Here is a 15,100-nt window from a genome sequence, read left to right on the forward strand (position 1 = left end):
CATGCAGTTCAGCCATTCCAACGCGATATGGCAGGTTTTTCCGGAGCTTCGCGCCGGCGCGCTTTTTGCCGAAGGCATTGATGCGGTAGCTGACGTCGAAGAGGCGGTCGCAAGTTTCAGCGCGATTGCCGAGGCCCGCCTCGCGGAAGCCCAGGAAAGCGAATTCCCGGAGATCCAGGCATGGCGGCGCGGCTTTTCCCGCATGGGCTTGAAGCCGACGCAGTATCGCGCGGCATCCGAGGCGCTTCTGCGTCGCTTCCGCCAGGAGCACGCCCTGCCGCGCCTTCATCCGCTCATCGATCTCTGCAATGCGATTTCGCTCGCCTTTGCCATTCCTGTCGCCGTCTTCGACACGGAAAACATTGCCGGCGATCTTCAGGTGCGGCATGCAACGGGGCATGAGACATATCTCACCTTCAGCGGTCAAAGCGAACATCCGGAGCCGGACGAGGTGATCTTCGCGGATGACGAAGGCAGAGCACATGCCCGCCGCTGGACGCACCGGCAGAGCGGCCTGTCGGCGGTGCGGGAGACGACGCGCTCGGTGCTGATCGTCGCCGAGGCGCTGCATGCCGGGGCCGGCGAGGATACCGCCAGCTTGGTTGCGACGCTCGCGGATGCGCTCGCGCGTCACTGGTCGGTGACAGCGGCGACCGCCGCCCTCAGTCAGGCATCGCCGCGTTTCGCATTCCAGGTGTAAGGGAAGGAAACGCTCGGGGCTTGGGCCGGCGGCATGCGCGCCCTATCTCAGGGGCATCCTTATCTTCTGGAGACGAACCCATGTTGGACAAGTCGATCAAGATTCCGGGGCCGGACCATCCGATCACCGTCGAGCACAATCCCTGCCGCGTCGTCGTCACCGTCGCCGGCCGGACGATTGCCGACAGCCGCAACGCGCTGACGCTGCGCGAGGCTTCCTATCCGCCGGTCCAGTATATCCCTCGCAGGGATGTCGACATGTCGCTGCTTCAGCGCACCGATCACGCCACACATTGCCCTTACAAGGGCGATGCCTCTTATTACAGTATTGCTTTGGGCGGCAAACGCTCCGAGAACGCGGTTTGGACCTACGAAGCCCCGCATGCCGCCGTCAGCAACATCAAGGACCATCTCGCCTTCTATCCCGACCGTGTCGACGCAATCGAGGAATTGGCTTCGCCCGAGGCCGGCGCTTTCTGAGGATCGCCGGATGGCGGGCGCTGAAAATCGTTCGGCCGGAACCTGTCGCCTTCAGCATCGTTAGGGGCATCATCGAAGGAGCATGCCGTGCCGAAATTCCACTTCCAGCTCTTCGATCGCGATGGTGTCGGCACCGAGACCGGATACGAATTCGAATCCGTCGAGGCTGCCAAGGCAGAGGCGCGAAGGGTCCTCGCGGAAATGGCAGCCGAAGGCCTGCCCACTGCGCCTTTGAACATGCTTTCGGTCGAACTTTTCGACGAAAGCCGCAAACCGCTTGCGGAAATTCGGCTGATTCTGGAAGAGATCGCGAAATAGAAGCGATCGGACCTCAACCGGAGAAATGCCCGTCGACGCTTTCGGGCCACTCGCGGAACTATGTCAAATTTAATTGCCGCCCGCCGGGGTGGGTCTTAATGCATGTCGCTCCCGGAAGTGTGCGGATGACGACATGCATGAAAGCAAGGAGCTAGAGCGCATCCATCGAACAGTTGGATTGATGCCTATATGGGACCCGCCGGCATCCAGAGGCCGTCATCGAATGACGTCGACCCATTCATTGCTGAAGACGAGACTGGCGACTGTGACAGGATCGCCGCGCTCGTCGCGGACGGTAACGGCAATCGTCATGCGGTCACCTGCCGGCAATTCGTCTCGCGCCACGTCCAGCAGGATGCGGGTCACCTCTTTGGGGATGTCTTCACGAGATTTGAGCTCGGTGCCGTGCTCGTCGCGGGTCGGACCTTCCCCGTTGTGTAGATCGAAATAGTAGCGAGCCATGTTCTTTCCTGCGCGTCAGAGAGGAAATAACCAATGAAGACAATTGTTCCCGAGGCTAGGCCTTGATTCCTATAGAAAATACAGGTTGCACCGAGACGGCCCGGAGCCCTTGCGATAGCGGGAGACAGGACCGTGATTGAACCCTTGTTGCTGAACCTTGGAAGCCGTGATGTGCTATCAAACGAGGAGGAAAACCTTCTTCGGTCGATCCTCGTCAAGGACAGGCAATTCGCCGTCGGAGAAGATCTCGTTTCCCAAGGCAGCCGGCCGCCCTTCAGCACGCTGCTGCTCGATGGGTTCGCGGCGCGCTACAAGGTGATGGCGGACGGCAGCCGGCAGATCACCGCACTTCATGTTGCCGGCGACTTTGTCGACCTCCATGCTTTTCCCGTCAAGGTAATGGATCATGGCATCGTTGCGCTCTCACCCTGCCACGTCGCTTTGGCCGATCATGCCGACTTGAGGGCGATCACCGAGCGCATGCCGCATTTGACGCGGCTGCTTTGGCTCGACACGCTGGTCGACGGCGCCATTCACCGGGAATGGATCGTCGCCATGGGGCGGCGCTCCAAACGCGCCCAGATCGCCCATCTCGTCTGCGAACTCTTCATGCGGCTGAAGGTCGTCAGGCGCACCCGGGGCGAAAGCTTTCAGTTTCCGCTGACGCAGATCGAGATGGCGGACGTGCTCGGCATATCGGTGGTCCACCTCAACAAGACGCTGCAGGCTCTCAGGCGCGAGGGCGCCTTCACCTGGGAGAACCGAACGATCACCATCGTCGATTGGGAACGCCTGCAGGAGATCGCCGAATTCGACCCCGCCTATCTCAGCATCTCCAGAGAGCCGCGCTGATATCTGCCGCATCGCATGCGCGTTGAAAGGGAGGAACGGCGCCGTTAGGGTGGCGGGAATCACTTGGCGGGACGATGCGTGACGAAGACTTTTCTACCCAACCTGTTGGCGGCAGTTTTCTCCGCATTACCGGCCGCGGCGCAGAGCGAATGGCAGGCGATCGAGGAGGTGCGGCCCTATTCGATTTCAGGCAAGACCGGCGCCGAACTTTATCAATCGATCGGGGCACAGGGCCCCAAAGCCGGCGTGACGGGCAGGGTCATCGCGCATACAACGTTCAAGCTCACCTGGACCCGCAAGTACGAGCCGCAGGGCAATGCCTGCGCCATCGTCACCAATCGGCCGAAGCTCATCATCACCTACACACTGCCGCAGCCCTCGGCCGGGCTGCCGCCAGCCGTCAAGAGCAGCTGGGATGGCTTCATTTCAGGCGTTGCCGCGCATGAGCGGGTGCACGGCGAAACCATCAAGGACATGGTTAGGGAAATCGAGTCGATGAGCGTCGGCTTCACCGTTGCCGACGACCCCGACTGCAAGAAGATCAGGGTCGAGCTGACCCGGCGCCTCGGCGAGATTTCCGCAAAGCAGCGCCAGCGCGGCCGCGACTTCGACAAGGTCGAAATGGGCGACGGCGGCAACATCCAGCAGCTCATCCTCAAGCTCGTGAATGGGCCTTAACCGATGGCGGGCATCGATCTGCCCATTCGTGGGCCATTGACTTGGCCGTCACGGCGCTCCAACTCGCGGGCAATGTCATTGCGAGACGGAGAGCGCCCGTGCCCCAGACAATCCTCACCCTGTCCACGCGCGGCCAGGGACTTTACGAATTCACCGATCGGGCGGAGGCCTTCGTCCGCGCCTCGGGACGGGAGGAGGGGCTTCTCACCGTCTTCGTGCGCCACACATCCTGTTCACTGCTGATCCAGGAAAACGCCGATCCCGACGTGCGCACCGATCTTCTCGCCTTCTTCCGTCGGCTCGTGCCGCCGGCCTCCGACCCCTCGATGGGCTGGGTCGTGCACAGGGCCGAGGGGCCGGACGACATGCCGGCGCATATCAAAGCGGCGCTGACGCAGGTGTCGATCGGCATTCCGGTCGCCAGGGGACGCTTGACGTTCGGCACCTGGCAGGGCCTCTATCTCTTCGAACACCGCGACCGGCCGCACCAGCGCGAAATCGTGCTGCATCTCGGGGCCTGAGAGCGCCGTGCGTCCTTGCCGAGGCTATGGCACGGCGATCAGCCATCGGCCACGCGGCACACCGATCAGCCCACCAGCCCCATGGCACCACGATCAGCCCTCATCCTCAGGCGCGTAGGCCATAGGCCGGAGCCTCGAAGGAGGGGGCGGGTGATGAGCGATCTCCTTCAGACGAGAGATCACGCGAATCCCGATCGAAAGAAGAGCCGTCAAAAACCGCTCATCTTCTTGTGAATGCAAACTGAATGGTCGGTTCGAACAGCATTCAGCTTGCCGCATTTAGTGTCGAGGCAATCCCTTATGGGAGAGCTTAAAAGACCAATCGACGGAGACACTCCATGACGCATTTCCTCACCAAGGCTTGCCTTGCCGCAGTGCTCGCCCTCTCATCCATTCCGGCCACTGTTTCCACGGCGGCAGCCGCAGGGCCGCAGACGAACTTCATCGTCGAGGCGCAATATTATCGTCCAATCCGCGGCTGCTCGCCGATGCACGCCGTGCGCAAGGCGCGCGATTACGGCCTGCGCAGAGCCCACATCACCCGCATGTCGCCGCGTGTCGTCGTCGTCGCCGGGCGCGATCGTCGCGGCTGGGACAGGATGGTCTTCGCCAATGTCCGCGGCTGCCCGCTGATCCGGCGTTGAATATTGCACGGCAAGCGCCTATGTGCGCTTGCCCTTTCGCCTTGACGGCGACACTTTCAGCCGTCTCTTCTCCGATTTGTATAAGTGATTCCACTGACGCCTCGGCGTGATGCGGAGAGTGGGGAGGGCGGCTCGACCGCACCGACTATGGAACGAAAGGTTTTTCGATGATGCAGTTTCTGGCAAAGGCGGGTCTTGCCGCCATGCTTGCCGCAGGCACTCTTGCCGGCACGGTGGTCCCGGCGGCCGCTCAATTTAGTATCATTATCGGCGATCAGGATCGTGATCCGCCGCGCGATTATCGCCGTCCGCCTCCGCCGCCGGGCTTCGGCCGGCGCCCGCGCGGCTGCGATCCGCGGCTGGCGGAAGATCTCGCCCGCGATTGGGGCTTCCGCCGCCCGCGCGTCGTCGACATCACCCCGCGCCGCGTCATCGTTCAGGGCTGGACCCGCCGCGGCCCCGATGAAATGAGCTTCGCCAACGTCCGCGGCTGCCCCGCTTTGCGTCGCTGATTGTCCTGCGCCCGTCTCGCTGAGCCGGCACGGGCGGTTTCTTTGTGAGATTCCAAAGCCGCGCGCCTGGAAGGGCGCGCGGCGTTCAGTTTAAAGGCAGGAGCTCCGTTTCCTGGGCCTTGTGCCGCGGCTGTCCTGTCGATGAAAATAACGAGATCAGCCCTCATCCGCCTGCCGGCACCTCTCCCCGCTCCGGCGGGGCGAAGGGGATATCTCGCTAGCTCTCTGTTCCCCGCTGAGCTCTCGTAGGGCACGTCCCCTCTCCCCGTCAGAACGGGGAGAGGGTTAGGGTGAGGGGCATCGGCGCTAGCAGGCGGCCGCCAGCAGTCAGCACACGGCGTCAAAAGACGCGCCGCGCTTCCGTTTACTGCTCGATGGCGAAGGTCACGGTGACGCTGACAGTGTAATTGTTCTCGCCGCCCTGGACGGGAACGGCAGCGTCGGCTTCCTTCATCATCGTGGCGCGATAAACGGGCTGCGGCAGCGGGCGCGGCTCATTCTCGTTGATTTCGATGATGCGGCCGAGCTTGACGCCGGCGGCTTCGCTCAGCGTTTTCGCCTTCTTGACGGCTTCGGCGACGGCGTTCTTGCGCGCCTCTTCGAGCGCCGCATCCGGCTTGTCGTTGGTAAACTGGATGTCGCCGCCCTGATTGATGCCGAGTGTCACCGATTGGTCGATCACCTGGCCGAGCTTGGAAAGATCGCGCAGGCGCACAGTGACCGAATTGATAGTCTGGTAGCCGATCAGCTGCGGCTGCTGCTGCTGGCCATCGACCGGCTGCGGATAATTAAACTGCGGCTGGATGGAGAAGCCCGAGGTCTGCAGGTCGCGCTCGGCGATGCCGCCGTCCTTCAGCGCCTTCAGCACGTCATTCATCGCCTTGTTGTTCTCGTCGAGCGCTTCACGGGCGGTCTTCGCCTGCTTGACGACGGCGAGATTGACGACGGCCATATCGGGCGCCAAGGACGATTCGCCATCGCCCGTCACCGAAATCACCGCCTCACGCGGCTTTGCTTCCTGCGCCAATACAGGCGCGGCACTGCCGAGCGGCAGGGCCAGAAGGGCAGTCATCACAAGTGTCTTGGACAGAATCGGCGCCATGTTTCATTCCCTAGTTGTCGTATCCCGATGAGCTTTCTGTCGGTTGATTGTGAAGCTATTGCGGCGGAAGGGAAGGGGGCGGTGACGGATCGGGAGAAAAATGTGAGCGTGGGAGGAGTAGGCGTTCCGTGGCCGCCCGCTCTGGCCGGCCATCTACCCCACAAGCGGGGGATTGGCTGGGTGTGCGATCGCCCGCCAAACGATCAGCGTTCAGCCCGGCGAAACGCTGGAGAGACGCGAAGATTTCGCCACTTATGATCTCCCCACCTGTGGGGGGGATGCCCGGCAGGGCAAAGGGGCGTGGCACGGAAGGCCTGCATTCCTGCATCTTCCAACGCTCACCTTCCCAAATCCCGCAAAGCTGCTAGCAATGACGGCGGGTTAAGCAACAGGGGCTTCCGGACACGCCATGTCCGGCAAGGGGGCAGCATGCGCTTTATGACAATTTTTTCGATCGGCCTCGCCATGTGTTTGATGGGCTGCAGCCAAGTGGCAGAAAAGGCCGAAAACGCCGCCAACCGCTCATACACCAGCTATGCGCTGGGCAAACCCTATGTGGAGGTCGCCAATCTCGGTCAATCGCCGATGGCGCGGCTCTCCGGCTCCGAAGCAAGCTTCGGGCCGATGATCGGCGCAACACCGTTGAAGAACGGCATGACGATCTACCGACATATGGCGCCCGCCGCCAGGACCGAGACCGGCACGAACTTCGTCGGCCTGGTCGGCAGCTCCACGATTTCAGAGAATAACCGGCTTTCCTATTTCCTGGTCGGCGCCGACGGGATCGTCAAGGATTGGGCCACGGGCTCGGTGCAGGGCAGCGCCAGCGACTGCGTGCAATATATCGGCGGCATCATCAACCGCTGCAATGATATGCGCCAGCTCCAGGCTTCGCTGGCACTCTACGACGCCAGGGTGGCGACCAAGGCCGGTCAACCCATTTCCAGCTGGGGCGAACCGTCTGCACCTGCGATAAACTGAGAATGCGCGGCAGCCCAGGCGAGGTCTTGTACCTCACCCGGCGGCCGGGGCATTGGGCGGCTGACGCTGTCGCGCAGATCTGTGAAACGGTCTTGGGATAAAATCCTGCAAGACCAGCGGCCGAAGCCCGGGAGCGGATCGAAGGACCCGCCGCGCCTCAGGCGCCGAAATCATCCATGAAGGAGGGATGGATCGCGGGCTTACGCTCTTCGCGGGCTTCGCGAATGCGCTGGGGAACCGCACCGAGACCGGCAACAAAACGGGTCAGGAGATTGCGATTGAAAAGTTTCTGTAGGCTCATGGCAGTTCACTCATTCTTTTTTTTGTTAGCTGGCGGCATATATTTTGCGCAGGCTGCCTTAACAACGGGCAATTTTGCATGACAGTTATGTGACAGCGGATGGTCATGAAAAAGCGGGTAGAAAAGCGATCACTTTGGCGTGACAAGAACCCGCCGGAGGCAGTCGATTGCCGCAGATCAATGCTCTCTGCACCGCGGCGTGTAAATTGTACGGTTTAGGTGGAAGCCATGCCCGAGGAGAAGCTCAGATGAACCGATTTTTCGCATTGATCGCGACCGGAACGCTGATCAGCCTTGCCACGCTCATTTCGGCCTGCACATCATCAGGATACATCGACCAGACTTCGTCGATCGACGGCGGTTACTACTACGAGAGTCAGCCGCTCAACCCGGCCTGCGGTGGTGGGTTCAGGCCAAGCGATGGGCGTTCGTGCAGTTATTAGAGGGTGCGATACTTGCCATGATCGCTTCGGCGGATATGTTCTCTACCGTGCAGTTATGCGAGTGTGTCTTTGGCGTTACAGCTATTTGTTGAAAGAGGCTGTATCCTCCAGTTGTGTTGCAAGACATGGGGTCACGAACATGAAGCTCACGATCGCCACCACTTTTCTAGCACTCGTCGCAACGAGCGCCTTTGCAGCGGATGCAGTGCAGGACGTCCCAGCCGCCCCTGTTGCGGCTGCGCCAGTTTTCACCTGGTCAGGCCCGTATCTCGGCATCGATGGCGGCGCCAGTTGGCTAAACGGTGACTTCAGCGCCGGCGGCGCCAGCGATTCCCAGGATTTCAACGGCGGCGTCTTCGGTGCATTTGCAGGTTACAATTTCCAGTTCGACAACAACATCGTTGTCGGCATCGAGGGCAACCTCGAATACAATTGGAACGAAGAGGAAGCGCTGGGGGCGGACGTCGGCACCGATTGGGCCGGCGCTGTTCGTGGTCGTGTGGGCTACGCCTTTGACAGAGCGCTGCTTTATGGCGCGGCTGGCTGGACCGCTACGCGCGGATACGTTGACCTGCCGGGGCTAGACAAGGAAACGGAGACCTTCAACGGCTACACCGTCGGCGCCGGCGTCGACTTTGCCATCACGAACAACATCTTCGCCCGCGGCGAGTATCGGTATAATGACTTCGGCGAGAAAGACATTCTCGGTGTCGATGTCGATCTCAACCAGCACGAACTCAAGTTCGGGATCGGCGTGAAGTTCTGAGAACTGGCCCGTTGGTCGGTGAAAAGAAGCCCCGCGAGGACAGCGGGGCTTTTGCGTTTCATGGCAATGCCATTAAGCTTGACTGCAAGAGATGGTTGAAATGCGCTCGCTCAAGGGTCTAATCTCCAGACAACTGGGGATATACTAATGACAACCGTGCGCCGCTCAATCTTGAGTGCCTTCTTTTCTGCTGCCCTTGCTTCCATATGTCTCGCCGACGGCCCGACGTCGTCAGGTACCGGCTTCGCAGTAACTACGGATGGCTGGCTGCTGACCAACGCGCATGTCGTGCAGGCATGCAAGCGCATCGAAATAAAGGGGAGGGGTGACGCCGCCGACCCCCGGATTGACGCCATCAACGATCTAGCTCTGGTGAGGGTCGACGCGGCGAAGCCGTTGCAACCACTTGTCTTTCGTCGTGCGCCGACGCGGCTCGGCGAAGATATTCTAGCCATAGGCTTCCCGCTGGCAACGCTGCTGTCGGATTCGGTTAAGGTCACCACAGGCAATGTCAACGCGCTTGCGGGGCTTCGAAACGACACACGCTACATCCAGATTTCGACACCGATCCAGCCGGGCAATTCCGGCGGACCGGTCGTCGACCGCGATGGCCTTCTTATGGGCATCACCAGTGCGACGTTGTCGAAAGGCATTGCAGACGAAATCGGCATCACGGCACAGAACGTGAACTTTGCTATCCGCGCCTCGGTTGCTGATCTCTTCCTGCAGTCTCAGGAATCGCTGGCCAATCCGGCGACAGGGCGGCAGACCAGCAGCCGCTGTCGACAGCCGACCTAGCGGATAAAATCACCCCTTCAGTGTTCCAAATTCTCTGCTACGGCGATAAAGAGGAACAGGTGTCAGCCAGCATGCCAAGCGCGGCGACCAATCTGCCCGCACAGCCAACGACTTCATTCATCGATGCTCGCGGCTACGACGCGATCGGCTTCGACTACCGCGCCGTTAAGGATGTCACTTATTCGGGGTGCCACGAGATTTGCGAAGGCGATAGCCAGTGTAAGGCGATTACCTACAACACCAAGCACGGCGTTTGCTTTCTGAAGGATAATGTCGTCGCCCTGATACGGAATTCGGATGCGTTGGCCTCCTATGCATCGTCAAAGGCAGCCGATGTGATCGTGTCTGATTGCACCAGTTATTCTGGCATTGATCTTCCCGGCGGTGACTACAAGCGCCTACGAGGCAGCAACTATTTGCAGTGTTTCACCGCTTGTATCGGCGACAACACTTGCAAAGCATTCTCCTATGTTCCCAAAAAATCCGAATGTTGGCTCAAGAACACAATCGGTCGGCCCAAGGCTACTAAAGGTGTGGAGTTAGGGATTAAGTAAACAGTGAAGGCGGTTCATCACAGACGCACCAAAGCGTCTGGCCAGTAGGGGGCAGCGTTTAGGGAGAAAGTGATTGCGTGAAGATTATGGTACAGAGGGCTTGGGTTACTGGCTAGCTTATGCGGGTATGGGTTTTGGTGAGCTTGTCGCCTTTTGTCCGAATTATTTTGATGATGCACTGGAGCTTTTTCGCAAGATTGCTCGAAAACCGACTGATGAGATCGGCCAAGACGACGATGTCGCCATAGCAGATGTTGAACGAATGCTATCGGAGACAGTTGCCGCTATGCATTCTGACGACCTTGAGAAGCGTTTCAGGGCCGGCTTTTTAGAAATGAATGCATCCTTGCTAGGAGAAAAGCCGCGGAAGATTTTCTCGGTAGCTGAGGCTACCGAGTTAATTATCGAAATGTGCAGGTTCATTCGCGGCGTTCGTCCTCAGGCAACACAGCTGGAGCGGGAACTGTTAGGCGCGCGTAATGCCTTGGCGATGCGAGCCTGGCGAGTGCCATTGCTGTTGTTCAGGATCTCGCCGACATACTTCTCACTGGCACTAACGACACCGAGTTGTTGTTTCTGCTCCGAAATTTTACCGAGAATGGAAAAGCCCCTAGCGGGCGGGAGCGCGACCATGACGCCGAAATCAAGCTGCTTGGATGGGTTTGGCGCTCATCGAGCATCCGCTCTCGCGCCGAATTGCTTGGGGACGATGCTGGGTCACTAACGGCTCACGTGGGAATTCACCCAGCACTTCAGTTGCTCGGGCGCCAACCTCCGGAAACATACACGTATGTGTTTGCGGCAGGACTCCTCGAAAACTTGGTGCGATTTATCACTGAGCGATACCGACGAAGCCCTCAGGAGAGAGCGAGCGAGTATGTTGAAGGACTTGATCTGCCTCCTGATCCGCTCTCGGTCTTCGATGCGGCAATGGAACAGGTGTTTTGGGTCCGCGCCCGGCTAGGCGGCGATTATGAACACCAGGCAGATGCCGATCGGATGCTCCTGGTTCAAATGTTCTCAATTCTAGAGGCGTTTCTCAGTGACCGGCTTCTCAGTGTTGTCAGTCATCTGGGGGAACCGGGAGAGCGTGCGCGACGTCGGCTGTGCACACGAATGAATTCATTCAATGAGCAAAAGTGGACTCTTCGGGATGTTGCAAAGGCTTCGAACATCCTGTTGGAGCAGGTGGTTAAAAGGATCAAGGAGGAGTCGTTTCACGATTTCAAGAAAGTGGCGAAATACTACGATCACGCGATCAGTCTTGAGATGCTTCCGACTGCTCCTGATGATACATCGTTCTTGGAAGTCGCCGTTCGTAAGCGACATGACTGCGTGCATCGCAATGGCAAAACGACGGAGGGATTGCTGAATCGTGATATTAATGAGGCGTATCTCCAGCGTTTGGCGTCGTTATTTAAGCAGATGGCGCGAAAAGTGGATACAGGCGTACGATCAGCTCTTGCCGATTCGTAGATTAAGCGTCTCTCCAAACGTCGGGGAGCGGAAGAAGAGTAACTGGAGTTCCGTCGCTCCGTCCGGAACGAACCAGAGAAATGGTGGGCCCGGAGGGACTCGAACCCCCAACCAAGCGGTTATGAGCCGCCGGCTCTAACCATTGAGCTACAGGCCCTCAGCGTCGGGTGTCCGACGCCGTGGTGCCGGAAGCCGGCACCTGGATGCCGGGGCAATGGTTCCCACGGCATCGGTTCGCTCTAGCCCAAATTGCAGGGAGCCACAAGCGGGCAGGGCAACATCTGTGGATGATGCATATTTCGTGGGCAGAGGCACTGGAACCTTCGCACGGCGGAAACACTTATTCGAATCATATTCCGCTGAAAAGGGCGATTGCAGATGGTGGCTTCGAACAGTGCCGTGGTGCTCATCGTTGAGGATGAGCCGCTGATCCGGTTCAATATCCTCGATGTGCTTGAGGATGTCGGCCATGTGGCGCTGGAGGCGGCGAATGCGGATGAGGCGCTGGTGGTGCTGAAGGGTCGGCAGGATGTCGATATCCTGTTCACCGACGTCAACATGGCCGGATCGATGGATGGCATCCAGCTTGCCAAGCGGGTGAGGGCGATGCGGCCGAATATCGGCATCATCATCACCTCGGGCATGGTGCGGCTCGATCCGATGGCCCTGCCTGCCAATACCGCCTTCCTGCCCAAGCCCTATCTGCACGATACGCTGATTTCGACGATCGATTCCCTGATGGCTTGACGTCCTTGAGGCGTTGACGAACCGAGGTGACCGGGGGCGCGCAGCCGCAAAACGGGGACAGGTTTTGCGGCCGCGCGCGAGGCGCTGGGAGGCGTGCCCCTCTTCAGGCGCGGCGGAGGGGACCCGCGCCCTCAGCCGAAGCTGCTCTTCAGCGCCTCATTCTCATGCTGAGCCTTCTTTTCGTAGATCGTGAACAGCGCCATCGAAAGCAGATAGGAGAGGAAGGGATCCCCTATCTGCGTGGCGATGTCGCGGGATGCGAGGACATGGCGCTCCAGCGCGGAGATGTCTTTCGGTGTTGCGGTTTCAATGAGGCGTTTCATGCTGCCATCTCCAGGAATTGCGTCACGACCGAGCGGGCCGGAACATGTCTGACATAAAGGGGTAGGGTCAGGCCGAGGGCGGCGCGCATCTTGCGCAGCACGCGGTCAGACACTTCGAAGGCGCCGCAGCAGACGGGATACTTGCCGTAGCCGTCTGCGCGGCCGAGTTCTTCCACTTCGGCGCCTGCGCGTTTGTAAACGCGCTTGAGATAGGGTTCGTAATTGGAAATCATCGTGTGGATGCCGTGGTCGAGCGCGCATTCGCAGAGCGCCAGCAGCATCATCGAGAAGGCGCGGCCGGCATCGATGTTGGGGAAATCCCTGGCGATCGCCTCTTCGTCGATGCACATACGCGTGCCTTCCCAGATACCCGGAGCCACGAGATCGGCGGCGGCCGGAAAGGTCTCACGGAAGACGTCGTAGAGAAGAGTCGGACCGGTCGTCGGCATCAGGCGCATGCCGCCATAAAGGCGCGTGCGGCTGTCGTTGCACCAGACGAGGTAGGCCGGAGAAAGCGAATCATAGCTGTCGCGTTCGTAGGGGCCGATGACGGGAACGTCCCAGCCGAGCTGGTCGGCGAAGACCTTCTTGCGCAGGCGGAACATCTGCTCGAGTACGGCGGCGTATTTCTGATATTCATGTGCCTGAATGATAACGAACATTTTGCCCTCCAGCGTTTGCAGTTCGTGGAGAGCAGAATGGTTCAGGCGTGCCGGATCGGAAATTCCCTCAGATGGGCCCCCTCAGATGGGGGGATTAGCCCAAAAGTATGAGTATTGGGTCACGGCAGGCGAAGACGAGGCGCGGCCGGGAAGGATCACGATCCTCCGGCATTTGAAGCGACACGTCGGATCCTCGGAAAATCGATTTCGATTCTCAGGGATTGATGATGCGCAGCTGCACCGCCCGCGAGGCGGCCGCCGAAATCGTGGCGCAGCCGAGCTTGAAACGGGCGGTTTTCAGGTAATCGCGCGTCGTGTGCTCCGATATGCCCAATATCACCGAGATATCCTTGTAATCCTTGCCGAGCGCCGTCCAGTGCAGGCACTCGATCTCGCGCGGCGACAATGTCGGCACCGGATCATGCTCGCCATGCAGTTCATAGACGGCCTTGCGGTGGATCAGATGGGCGATCTCGATCCATTCGTTGCGGCAGCGGCGCACAAGCGCGGCCCATTCCTCGACCGGGATGCGGGCGTTCAGCGACAAGAGCGCGCGGCGTTGCGCCTTGTCGGCGACGGGAATGGAATAGCCGTTGCCACCGATGCCGTGTTTCTGGGCGTCGACCAGCATGGCATAGGCTTCCGGGGTCGGCTCGACCTCGCTCCAGTCGAAGGGCAGCTGGCGCTCGAAGCCCTGCTTGACGATCGGATCGACTTTCACATAGCTGTTCAAGAGGTAGCGGGAGACCCAGGCATCCGGATAGGTGGTGCGCACGAAGGGGGAATCGATTTTGCTCGCGATCGTCTGGGCGAGATGGTAGGTCACGAAATCGAGACCATATTCCGCCTGGAGAATACGGATGGCGGCATCCACATTGGTTGCAGCCTTGATCTGTTCGAAAGCGGGTTCGAACTTGTCGCTGTAGGTATTCTCGGTCATTTCCATTGTCCCAGTTCTCTCAATCTTACCGCGAGCACCGTCATAAATACAAGGCATCCCCACATATGCGGGGAATGACAATCCGGCCGCCGCCTGCTAGCGCCTTTCATGAGGAGACCTCATATGGACAGCAAGAGACCGTTCGAGATTGCCGAATGCCGACAGGCCGCCAAAGGCCTGAAATCCAGCTGGCAGGACATGGCAGGTTCCGAAGCGTTGATCCGTGCCCTTGTTGCCGAACGCAACGGCGACACCCCTTTGGCGCTGTTCTGGACCGAGGTCCACCGGGCGCTGTGCCAGGAAAACAACGCTTTCTGACATGGCCCGCCCCGGCGGGCGGTGTGAGGCTTTCCCCGACATGAGAGGCCCGGCCGGGCAGCAATCAGCGCCGCGGCCGGATGGAATCACGCTTCGCGCATGCGCACTTTTTCATCCCTGTTCCGTTTCCGATTTTGCGAGAAGAGTGTCGAGCGGCAATGTCGCGGGCGGGTGAAAGAAAAACCCGTACTCCATGGATTTATGCCAATATGCTTGACGAAGTGTTTCAAGCGGAAACAGCGGCGTTCGGGGAAGGGGGTGGACTGTGCCATTATCTACGCGCCCGCCGTCTTCGGCGCGCCGCTCCGTCTTCCGTTGAAGCAAGCCGCACCCTCTCTCCGCCTCCGGCGAGGCAAGCCGCATCCCTCTCTCCGCCATCGTGAGACCACACCTCTCTCCGCCCTTATCCTGAGGCGCCCCGCAGGGGCCTCGAAGGACGAGGGTCGGCCACCGGTGCTTCCTCCGCAAGCGGGGTGCTGCTCATCACCCGCCCCCGTCCTTCGAGGCTTCGGCCGTTGGCCTC

General features: G+C 59.9%; 21 protein-coding genes, 1 tRNA gene and 1 pseudogene. 16 read left to right on the forward strand and 7 right to left on the reverse strand.

Annotation, left to right across the window (positions count from 1 at the left end):
• Position 1 precedes the first annotated feature (1 nt).
• The 3 genes from ACQ7C1_RS26155 (at position 2) to ACQ7C1_RS26165 (ending at position 1,497) form a co-directional block, all read left to right on the forward strand.
• On the forward strand, positions 2 to 700 hold the full coding sequence (locus ACQ7C1_RS26155; protein ID WP_430960373.1) for a B3/B4 domain-containing protein: 699 nt from the start codon (positions 2 to 4) through the stop codon (positions 698 to 700).
• A gap of 80 nt (positions 701 to 780) precedes the next feature.
• A complete protein-coding gene (locus ACQ7C1_RS26160) occupies positions 781 to 1,179 on the forward strand; it encodes a DUF427 domain-containing protein (RefSeq protein WP_183706683.1) in 399 nt (132 codons plus the stop codon).
• Positions 1,180 to 1,266: 87 nt separating this feature from the next.
• The gene (locus ACQ7C1_RS26165) at positions 1,267 to 1,497 is read left to right on the forward strand and encodes a DUF6894 family protein (protein WP_020921849.1); all 231 of its coding nucleotides are present in this window, start codon (positions 1,267 to 1,269) and stop codon (positions 1,495 to 1,497) included.
• Positions 1,498 to 1,713: 216 nt separating this feature from the next.
• Here the strand turns inward: ACQ7C1_RS26165 and ACQ7C1_RS26170 are convergent, their stop codons facing one another.
• Positions 1,714 to 1,959 carry a DUF6894 family protein gene (locus ACQ7C1_RS26170; protein WP_011426184.1) on the reverse strand — a complete coding sequence of 82 codons (246 nt, stop codon included), beginning with the start codon at positions 1,957 to 1,959 and terminating at the stop codon, positions 1,714 to 1,716.
• A 132-nt stretch (positions 1,960 to 2,091) separates the two neighbouring features.
• Here ACQ7C1_RS26170 and ACQ7C1_RS26175 point away from each other — a divergent pair, with 132 nt between their 5' ends.
• From ACQ7C1_RS26175 to ACQ7C1_RS26195, 5 genes are all read left to right on the forward strand, one after another.
• Complete coding sequence (locus tag ACQ7C1_RS26175; RefSeq protein ID WP_097596887.1) at positions 2,092 to 2,811, forward strand: Crp/Fnr family transcriptional regulator; 720 nt, start codon at positions 2,092 to 2,094, stop codon at positions 2,809 to 2,811.
• A gap of 78 nt (positions 2,812 to 2,889) precedes the next feature.
• Positions 2,890 to 3,489, forward strand: a complete 600-nt coding sequence (locus ACQ7C1_RS26180; protein WP_430960374.1) for a DUF922 domain-containing Zn-dependent protease — start codon at positions 2,890 to 2,892, stop codon at positions 3,487 to 3,489.
• 98 nt (positions 3,490 to 3,587) lie between these two features.
• Positions 3,588 to 4,010, forward strand: a complete 423-nt coding sequence (locus ACQ7C1_RS26185; protein WP_430960375.1) for a secondary thiamine-phosphate synthase enzyme YjbQ — start codon at positions 3,588 to 3,590, stop codon at positions 4,008 to 4,010.
• Between the two features lie 338 nt (positions 4,011 to 4,348).
• Positions 4,349 to 4,654 (forward strand): hypothetical protein, encoded by a 306-nt coding sequence (locus ACQ7C1_RS26190; RefSeq protein WP_430960376.1) that lies wholly within the window; start codon positions 4,349 to 4,351, stop codon positions 4,652 to 4,654.
• 167 nt (positions 4,655 to 4,821) lie between these two features.
• Positions 4,822 to 5,166 (forward strand): hypothetical protein, encoded by a 345-nt coding sequence (locus ACQ7C1_RS26195; RefSeq protein WP_097596884.1) that lies wholly within the window; start codon positions 4,822 to 4,824, stop codon positions 5,164 to 5,166.
• Between the two features lie 364 nt (positions 5,167 to 5,530).
• Here the strand turns inward: ACQ7C1_RS26195 and ACQ7C1_RS26200 are convergent, their stop codons facing one another.
• Positions 5,531 to 6,268, reverse strand: a complete 738-nt coding sequence (locus tag ACQ7C1_RS26200; protein WP_430960377.1) for an SIMPL domain-containing protein — start codon at positions 6,266 to 6,268, stop codon at positions 5,531 to 5,533.
• A gap of 429 nt (positions 6,269 to 6,697) precedes the next feature.
• Between ACQ7C1_RS26200 and ACQ7C1_RS26205 the strand changes: the two genes are divergently transcribed.
• Positions 6,698 to 7,249, forward strand: coding sequence for a hypothetical protein (locus ACQ7C1_RS26205; RefSeq protein ID WP_430960378.1), 552 nt, complete (start codon positions 6,698 to 6,700; stop codon positions 7,247 to 7,249).
• A 157-nt stretch (positions 7,250 to 7,406) separates the two neighbouring features.
• Here the strand turns inward: ACQ7C1_RS26205 and ACQ7C1_RS26210 are convergent, their stop codons facing one another.
• Positions 7,407 to 7,550 (reverse strand): hypothetical protein, encoded by a 144-nt coding sequence (locus ACQ7C1_RS26210; RefSeq protein ID WP_168296739.1) that lies wholly within the window; start codon positions 7,548 to 7,550, stop codon positions 7,407 to 7,409.
• 248 nt (positions 7,551 to 7,798) lie between these two features.
• Here ACQ7C1_RS26210 and ACQ7C1_RS26215 point away from each other — a divergent pair, with 248 nt between their 5' ends.
• The 5 genes and pseudogenes from ACQ7C1_RS26215 (at position 7,799) to ACQ7C1_RS26235 (ending at position 11,587) form a co-directional block, all read left to right on the forward strand.
• A complete protein-coding gene (locus ACQ7C1_RS26215; protein WP_085778846.1) occupies positions 7,799 to 7,993 on the forward strand; it encodes a hypothetical protein in 195 nt (64 codons plus the stop codon).
• 139 nt (positions 7,994 to 8,132) lie between these two features.
• Positions 8,133 to 8,759 carry an outer membrane protein gene (locus ACQ7C1_RS26220; protein ID WP_085778845.1) on the forward strand — a complete coding sequence of 209 codons (627 nt, stop codon included), beginning with the start codon at positions 8,133 to 8,135 and terminating at the stop codon, positions 8,757 to 8,759.
• 147 nt (positions 8,760 to 8,906) lie between these two features.
• Positions 8,907 to 10,111, forward strand: a pseudogene (locus ACQ7C1_RS26225) (trypsin-like peptidase domain-containing protein).
• Between the two features lie 73 nt (positions 10,112 to 10,184).
• The gene (locus tag ACQ7C1_RS26230) at positions 10,185 to 10,835 is read left to right on the forward strand and encodes a hypothetical protein (protein WP_430960379.1); all 651 of its coding nucleotides are present in this window, start codon (positions 10,185 to 10,187) and stop codon (positions 10,833 to 10,835) included.
• 68 nt (positions 10,836 to 10,903) lie between these two features.
• On the forward strand, positions 10,904 to 11,587 hold the full coding sequence (locus ACQ7C1_RS26235) for a hypothetical protein (RefSeq protein ID WP_430960380.1): 684 nt from the start codon (positions 10,904 to 10,906) through the stop codon (positions 11,585 to 11,587).
• A gap of 81 nt (positions 11,588 to 11,668) precedes the next feature.
• On the opposite strand, the gene ACQ7C1_RS26240 is transcribed toward ACQ7C1_RS26235, so the two are convergent.
• A tRNA-Ile gene (locus ACQ7C1_RS26240) sits at positions 11,669 to 11,744 on the reverse strand.
• A 221-nt stretch (positions 11,745 to 11,965) separates the two neighbouring features.
• On the opposite strand from ACQ7C1_RS26240, the gene ACQ7C1_RS26245 reads away from it, so the two are divergent.
• Positions 11,966 to 12,334, forward strand: a complete 369-nt coding sequence (locus ACQ7C1_RS26245; protein ID WP_430960381.1) for a response regulator — start codon at positions 11,966 to 11,968, stop codon at positions 12,332 to 12,334.
• A 131-nt stretch (positions 12,335 to 12,465) separates the two neighbouring features.
• On the opposite strand, the gene ACQ7C1_RS26250 is transcribed toward ACQ7C1_RS26245, so the two are convergent.
• From ACQ7C1_RS26250 to ACQ7C1_RS26260, 3 genes are all read right to left on the reverse strand, one after another.
• The gene (locus tag ACQ7C1_RS26250) at positions 12,466 to 12,657 is read right to left on the reverse strand and encodes a hypothetical protein (RefSeq protein ID WP_097597906.1); all 192 of its coding nucleotides are present in this window, start codon (positions 12,655 to 12,657) and stop codon (positions 12,466 to 12,468) included.
• Positions 12,654 to 13,319 carry an acyl-homoserine-lactone synthase gene (locus ACQ7C1_RS26255; RefSeq protein ID WP_085778842.1) on the reverse strand — a complete coding sequence of 222 codons (666 nt, stop codon included), beginning with the start codon at positions 13,317 to 13,319 and terminating at the stop codon, positions 12,654 to 12,656. The genes ACQ7C1_RS26250 and ACQ7C1_RS26255 overlap by 4 nt, the downstream gene beginning before the upstream one ends.
• A gap of 214 nt (positions 13,320 to 13,533) precedes the next feature.
• The gene (locus ACQ7C1_RS26260; RefSeq protein WP_430960382.1) at positions 13,534 to 14,259 is read right to left on the reverse strand and encodes a LuxR family transcriptional regulator; all 726 of its coding nucleotides are present in this window, start codon (positions 14,257 to 14,259) and stop codon (positions 13,534 to 13,536) included.
• Between the two features lie 123 nt (positions 14,260 to 14,382).
• Between ACQ7C1_RS26260 and ACQ7C1_RS26265 the strand changes: the two genes are divergently transcribed.
• Positions 14,383 to 14,577 carry a hypothetical protein gene (locus tag ACQ7C1_RS26265; RefSeq protein ID WP_020921837.1) on the forward strand — a complete coding sequence of 65 codons (195 nt, stop codon included), beginning with the start codon at positions 14,383 to 14,385 and terminating at the stop codon, positions 14,575 to 14,577.
• Positions 14,578 to 15,100: the final 523 nt, after the last annotated feature.

Source organism: Rhizobium sp. Nf11,1 (assembly GCF_050587665.1).
GTDB lineage: Bacteria > Pseudomonadota > Alphaproteobacteria > Rhizobiales > Rhizobiaceae > Rhizobium.

Coding starts and splice junctions, on each gene's coding strand:
- ACQ7C1_RS26155 (WP_430960373.1), top strand. CDS start 2: ATGCAGTTCAGCCATTCCAACGCGATATGGCAGGTTTTTCCGGAGCTT.
- ACQ7C1_RS26160 (WP_183706683.1), top strand. CDS start 781: ATGTTGGACAAGTCGATCAAGATTCCGGGGCCGGACCATCCGATCACC.
- ACQ7C1_RS26170 (WP_011426184.1), bottom strand. CDS start 1,959: ATGGCTCGCTACTATTTCGATCTACACAACGGGGAAGGTCCGACCCGC.
- ACQ7C1_RS26190 (WP_430960376.1), top strand. CDS start 4,349: ATGACGCATTTCCTCACCAAGGCTTGCCTTGCCGCAGTGCTCGCCCTC.
- ACQ7C1_RS26195 (WP_097596884.1), top strand. CDS start 4,822: ATGATGCAGTTTCTGGCAAAGGCGGGTCTTGCCGCCATGCTTGCCGCA.
- ACQ7C1_RS26200 (WP_430960377.1), bottom strand. CDS start 6,268: ATGGCGCCGATTCTGTCCAAGACACTTGTGATGACTGCCCTTCTGGCC.
- ACQ7C1_RS26205 (WP_430960378.1), top strand. CDS start 6,698: ATGCGCTTTATGACAATTTTTTCGATCGGCCTCGCCATGTGTTTGATG.
- ACQ7C1_RS26210 (WP_168296739.1), bottom strand. CDS start 7,550: ATGAGCCTACAGAAACTTTTCAATCGCAATCTCCTGACCCGTTTTGTT.
- ACQ7C1_RS26215 (WP_085778846.1), top strand. CDS start 7,799: ATGAACCGATTTTTCGCATTGATCGCGACCGGAACGCTGATCAGCCTT.
- ACQ7C1_RS26220 (WP_085778845.1), top strand. CDS start 8,133: ATGAAGCTCACGATCGCCACCACTTTTCTAGCACTCGTCGCAACGAGC.
- ACQ7C1_RS26245 (WP_430960381.1), top strand. CDS start 11,966: ATGGTGGCTTCGAACAGTGCCGTGGTGCTCATCGTTGAGGATGAGCCG.
- ACQ7C1_RS26250 (WP_097597906.1), bottom strand. CDS start 12,657: ATGAAACGCCTCATTGAAACCGCAACACCGAAAGACATCTCCGCGCTG.
- ACQ7C1_RS26255 (WP_085778842.1), bottom strand. CDS start 13,319: ATGTTCGTTATCATTCAGGCACATGAATATCAGAAATACGCCGCCGTA.
- ACQ7C1_RS26260 (WP_430960382.1), bottom strand. CDS start 14,259: ATGACCGAGAATACCTACAGCGACAAGTTCGAACCCGCTTTCGAACAG.
- ACQ7C1_RS26265 (WP_020921837.1), top strand. CDS start 14,383: ATGGACAGCAAGAGACCGTTCGAGATTGCCGAATGCCGACAGGCCGCC.